The sequence below is a fragment of the Dehalococcoidales bacterium genome (assembly GCA_030698765.1).
In the GTDB taxonomy this organism is placed as follows: domain Bacteria; phylum Chloroflexota; class Dehalococcoidia; order Dehalococcoidales; family UBA2162; genus JAUYMF01.
In genome coordinates, this window is sequence record JAUYMF010000023.1 from 1 (window position 1) to 5,081 (window position 5,081).

At 53.5% G+C, this 5,081-nt stretch carries 4 protein-coding genes; all 4 read right to left on the reverse strand.

Translation table 11 applies throughout. The annotated features are described in order from the left end of the window. The coding region (locus Q8Q07_00890; protein ID MDP3878847.1) for an antibiotic biosynthesis monooxygenase at positions 1-309 on the reverse strand (309 nt) is incomplete at its 3' end. A 22-nt stretch (positions 310-331) separates the two neighbouring features. Continuing rightward, the gene (locus Q8Q07_00895; GenBank protein ID MDP3878848.1) at positions 332-2,218 is read right to left on the reverse strand and encodes a cation-translocating P-type ATPase; all 1,887 of its coding nucleotides are present in this window, start codon (positions 2,216-2,218) and stop codon (positions 332-334) included. 270 nt (positions 2,219-2,488) lie between these two features. Continuing rightward, positions 2,489-3,181, reverse strand: a complete 693-nt coding sequence (locus Q8Q07_00900; protein MDP3878849.1) for a TrkA family potassium uptake protein — start codon at positions 3,179-3,181, stop codon at positions 2,489-2,491. Between the two features lie 14 nt (positions 3,182-3,195). Continuing rightward, positions 3,196-4,497, reverse strand: coding sequence for a TrkH family potassium uptake protein (locus Q8Q07_00905; GenBank protein ID MDP3878850.1), 1,302 nt, complete (start codon positions 4,495-4,497; stop codon positions 3,196-3,198). Positions 4,498-5,081: the final 584 nt, after the last annotated feature.

The following is a 5,081-nucleotide window of genomic DNA, read 5'->3' on the forward strand; positions in this document are numbered from 1 at the left end:
GTGCTCATGTGGAGCTTCAGGCTGGTGCTTGTGGCTCGCGCTGCCTTCCAGCTTGGGTGGATCAAAAAATTCCCTGGTCGTAGTACCGTTCTTCTTCATGAAAGCCTGCAAGTCCTCCGTGCTCTGCCAGTCATGCATAAAAGCATAATCATCATGGCCGGCATCATGCCCATGCCCGGCATGTTTCATAATGGAGCAACCCAGGAAACCGGGACTACCCTTCAGGCGAGAGGCCCGGTCTTTGAGAAACTTTTCCGCCTCTTCGCCTTTTCCTGAAGTGACATCGTAGTTGTAAAAATTCCGGTGCATATTCATTCCTCCTTGAGCAATATTATTTTCGGGAAAGGTTCCGGCTGGTAACTAGCCGGGCTGAATTGACCACCACGGCTACCGAACCGATGTTATGAAAAATAGCCGCGGCGATAGGGCTAAGCATTCCTGAGGCTGCCAGTCCAACTCCGATAAGGTTGAAAAAGAGGGCGAAAGCCAGGTTTTGTTTTATCGTCTTCAGGGTGTTGTGGCTGAGATTGATGGCTTCGGCGGCTTTCAGCGTATCGTCCTTCATCAGGACGATATCAGCGGTATCCATGGCGATATCAGTCCCGGTGATACCCATGGCCACGCCCACATCAGCCTGGGCTAAGGCCGGAGCATCATTGATGCCGTCACCGAACATAGCCACGCGGTAGCCGTCACGCTGCAGCGCTTTAATGCTCTCAACCTTCTGATGAGGGAGCAGCCGGGCCTGCCATTCATCAATGCCGACGGCGCTGGCGACGCGCCGGGCTATCTCCGGGCTATCCCCGGTCATCATCACTACTTTCTTGACGCCGCTACTCCTAAGATTCTGGATAGCCTGTCTCATATCCTCACGTACGATATCGGCGACACCGATAACCCCCAGGGTCTTCCCGGCTGAAGCCACCAGCAGAGGGGTCAGTCCTTCCTTCTCCAGGTCCGTAAGTGTAACTGCCAGCCCAGGCGGCAGGCTCACCCGGTTCTCCAGTAAAAGCGCTTCAGTGCCTACCATTATCTGTTTATTATCTAAGAGGGCAATTGCACCCTGTCCCGGAACAGCCTGAAATTCGTCAGCAGCGGGTATCTTCAGTCCCCACTCTCTGGCCTTATTCAGTATGGCTTTACCCAGAAGGTGCTCTGATGACCTCTCGGCTATGGCCGCGTGTTGCAGGACTTCCTGTTCGCCCATACCGTCAAAGGTTATAATCCTGACTACACTGGGTTCTCCCAGCGTGATGGTGCCGGTCTTGTCTATCGCTACCGCCGTCACTCTACCGGCAGCCTCGAGGCGGGCACCCCCCTTAATCAATATGCCCCGCCGCGCGCCATTGGCGACACCGGCAATAATAGCGGTGGGAGTAGCCATCACCAGGGCGCAGGGACAGGCAACAATCAGCACTGCCAGCGCCGCCGTCACATTCCGGGTAACCGCGTAAACCAGGATGGCGATTGTCAGGATGAGCGGAGTGAAATACCTGGCGTACTGGTCAGCGATGCGGACAATCGGCGCCCGGTTCTCCTCGGCTTCCTCCACCAGGTGCATAACCTGTCCCAGAGTAGTGGCATCACCCACTTTGCTGGTCCTGATTTCCAGCGCGCCCAGCTCATTCAGGGTACCGGCATAGACTTCGCTGCCTTTAGCTTTGGCGACAGGCATGGATTCACCGGTAATCGGCGCCTGGTTCACTGATGCCTGCCCGCTGATGACCACACCATCCACGGCAATGCGTTCGCCGGATTTCGTTATTAGCAGGTCGCCAGGGACGACCTGCTCGATGGGAATTAAGGAATCTTCCCCGTCACGGCGGACACAGACAGTAGCCGGAACGAGCTTGCCCAGGTCCTCTAAAGCGGTTTTTGCCCGGGCGGCGGTGAAGTCCTCCAGTATTTTACCGAAGAGCATCATAAAGGCGACAAAACCAGCGGAGAGGTATTCTTCAAAAATCACGGAGGCGATGATGGCAATAGCTACCAGTTCGTCAACATTCATCTGGCGCTGGAGCAGGCCTTTTATGGCGCTGATGATGATGGGGATGCCGCCGACAGCCACGGCGGCCAGCGCTACGGAGGTATATACCCAGTAGCCAGTCCCGGCCAGGTCCAGGCTGACACTGACCAGAAGGAGCAATGCGGTGGTAGCGGTAATGATGAACTCTTGCGATGTCAGTACCGTTTGATAGCGTTTCCAGAAAGTAACCATATTATATCCCCCCTGGGGGATATAATACTTTTTCCCGGGTGGGATGTCAATATTTTGTAAGCCCGGTGAGACACCAGCAGGAGCCTATCCCGGTGCTAGTGTGTTGTTTCTAACACTTTGTTAGAATGCTTCATAAGCATACCGACGAAAGTCGGTATGCAGAGACCGTAAGATACCCGCTAGATTACGGCGGGAGTTTATCCCGTACCTGATACGGGTCCGGAATTGGGCGAAAGGCATATACCAACGTTATTTGTGCGGTTCACCACACTAGGTTTTGCGTTTCCGGCCATCATTATCCGGCTTTGTCTTGGGCAGGAAATCGACCAGCCTCTCGATATTGCCGGCTACGATGAGAGTATCGCCTTGCTTGACCAGCTCACCCTGGCCGGGTGCCACGATGATGTCCTTTTCCCGCTGGATAATCAGTACCGCCACGCCGAGTTTACCCCTGGGCCCAACCCCGAGATCAGACAACGTCTGTCCGACAAAATCAGGACTGGCTTCTACCTTGGCGATGCCGTACCCGGAAACAACCGGCATATACTCAGAAACGGCGCCCAGAATCGCCTCGTGGGCAAGTATTTGCCCCATCGTGTGCTCAGGATATACAACCCTGTCCGCCCCGATTTTATCCAGTATCTCCCCGTGGAGGTCAGAGCTGGCCCTGGCGATAACATAAGGAACGCCAAGTCTCTTCAGTAAGATCGTTGCCAGCACGCTATTCTGGACAGCGGTGCCAATCGCAACAATGGCGATATCAAAATTGCCTGCGCCCAGCTCTCTCAGTACGGACTCATTGGTGGCGTCAGCCTGGACAGTGTGTGTCATCTGTCCCGATGCGCTCTGCACCTTCTGCTCATCAGTATCAAGGGCCAGTACATCATGTCCCATCTCTGACATATTTGCGGCTAAACTGACGCCAAAGCGACCTAAACCTACAACGATGACCTGTTTTTTCAAGTTTTTACCCCCTGCTATCCTATTCTGACTACCTCTTTGGAGTAGCGATACTTGGTCGGTTGCTGCCTCTTCACCAGGGCCAGTGCCAGGGTAACCGGGCCGAGCCTGCCGGCAAACATCGTGGCGGTAATCAGCAGCCGACCGGCGGTTGATAAGTCAGGCGTTATTCCTGTAGAGAGACCAACGGTACCAAAGGCGGAGACCACCTCAAACAAGATGTTTAAGAAAGCGAATTTCTCGGTAACCGTGAGGAGAAAGACAACGATAGAAACGACCCCGATAGAAATCATGATAATAGCCAGGGCGCGAAATATCTGCTGGTTCATGAATTCTTTACCAAAAGCGCCGGGGTGCTCCCGCCCCTTGATGGAGCTCCAGATGGTGGCGAGTACCAGGCCCAGGGTATTGACCTTAATGCCGCCGGCGGTAGACCCGGAAGCCCCACCCACAAACATGAGAAGCATGATAAAGAAAAGGGCATAATTGGCCATATTGGCCATATGGATAGTGCTGAACCCGGCAGTACGTGACGTGACGGACTGGAAAAAAGCGTTCAGGAGCTTTTCGGACAGCGTCATAGCGCCCAGGGTATCCGGGCGTCCGTATTCAGTAAAGAGCACAACGGCCATTCCCATTGTCACTAAGACTGCGGTCATGGAAAGCACCAGCTTGCTGTCCAGTGAAAGCTTCCTCAGACCGCGGCTCTTGATAACATCCTGCACCACCAGAAAGCTGATGCCACCGAGGAAAACAAGGGCCGCCGTCGTCAGCACCACGAGGAAGTCCCCTTGATAGCCGCTGATGCTGCGAAAGCCGCCAAAAATATCGAACCCGGCATTGTTGAAGGCGGACACAGACTGAAAAAGCGATTTCCAGATGGCCAGTCCAGTTGAATATTCAGATGAGAAGCGAAAAAAGAATATGATGGTCCCGATAACCTCGGCGATGATGGTGAATATCAGCATGCCTTTTACTACCCTGATCATGTCACCGAGCGTGGCGATACCAATGGATTCCCCGATGAGCAATCTCTCGCGAAGACCGATTTTTCGTCCTAAAGCGATAAGAGCCACAGTGGTGCTGGTCATGAAACCAAAACCGCCAAGCTGAATCAAAACGAGGACCACTGCCTGACCGAAGTAGCTCCAATAGTCCAGGGTGTCGACAACGACGAGCCCGGTAACGCAGACTCCGGAGGTGGCGGTAAAGAGGGCATCAACAAACGGAGTCCATTCTCCTGACTTACTCGATACCGGCAGCGCCAGCAGGATAGTACCGGCCGCAATCATGGCGGCAAACCCGTATACCAGCGTCAATAGAGACGGTTCGCCAGACCTGGGCCTGGTTATCGCCTGGACCGGAACCCGCCACGGTTTTATGCGTGTTACCCTGAATATTCTATTTCCGGGCTTGGGTCTATACCCGACTGATGAGAAATCTTGAGACAACGTAATCAAATCCCCTCATTGGATATAAAGATTAACACATCCGGGGAAAAGCTTCAAAAGACATGTCCACATTCCCATGTCAGGGTGGAGTAACGAGAGTATCAGTGCCAGATCAGGATTTGAGGGAGGGAACCGGGGCAATGACCATGACTGACTGTTCCGGAACTGGGATCGGAGTGTTTTTACCGCCTGGGGCTACTTATTGAGAATTCAGGGTAGTAATTTCTGAGGCCAGGTGGAGAAAGGCGGACAGTTCCCGGATTATTGTTTAAGAAAAAGGTGCTGTTTCCGGCGGCGCAGCAGCTAGTACTTAGTTTCAGCATTCCGAGTAATCATCACACCGTTCGTCCTGATCCTGTCGAAGGGCGCCGTTGTGGTTCGTCAAGCTAACCACGAACGGCTTCATTAGTACGCTTTTCAAAATAACTCAGTACTTGTGACATCAATCTGGT

Excerpts from the sequence above, each read along its gene's own strand:
- Q8Q07_00895 (MDP3878848.1), bottom strand. The coding sequence starts at position 2,218 with ATGGTTACTTTCTGGAAACGCTATCAAACGGTACTGACATCGCAAGAG.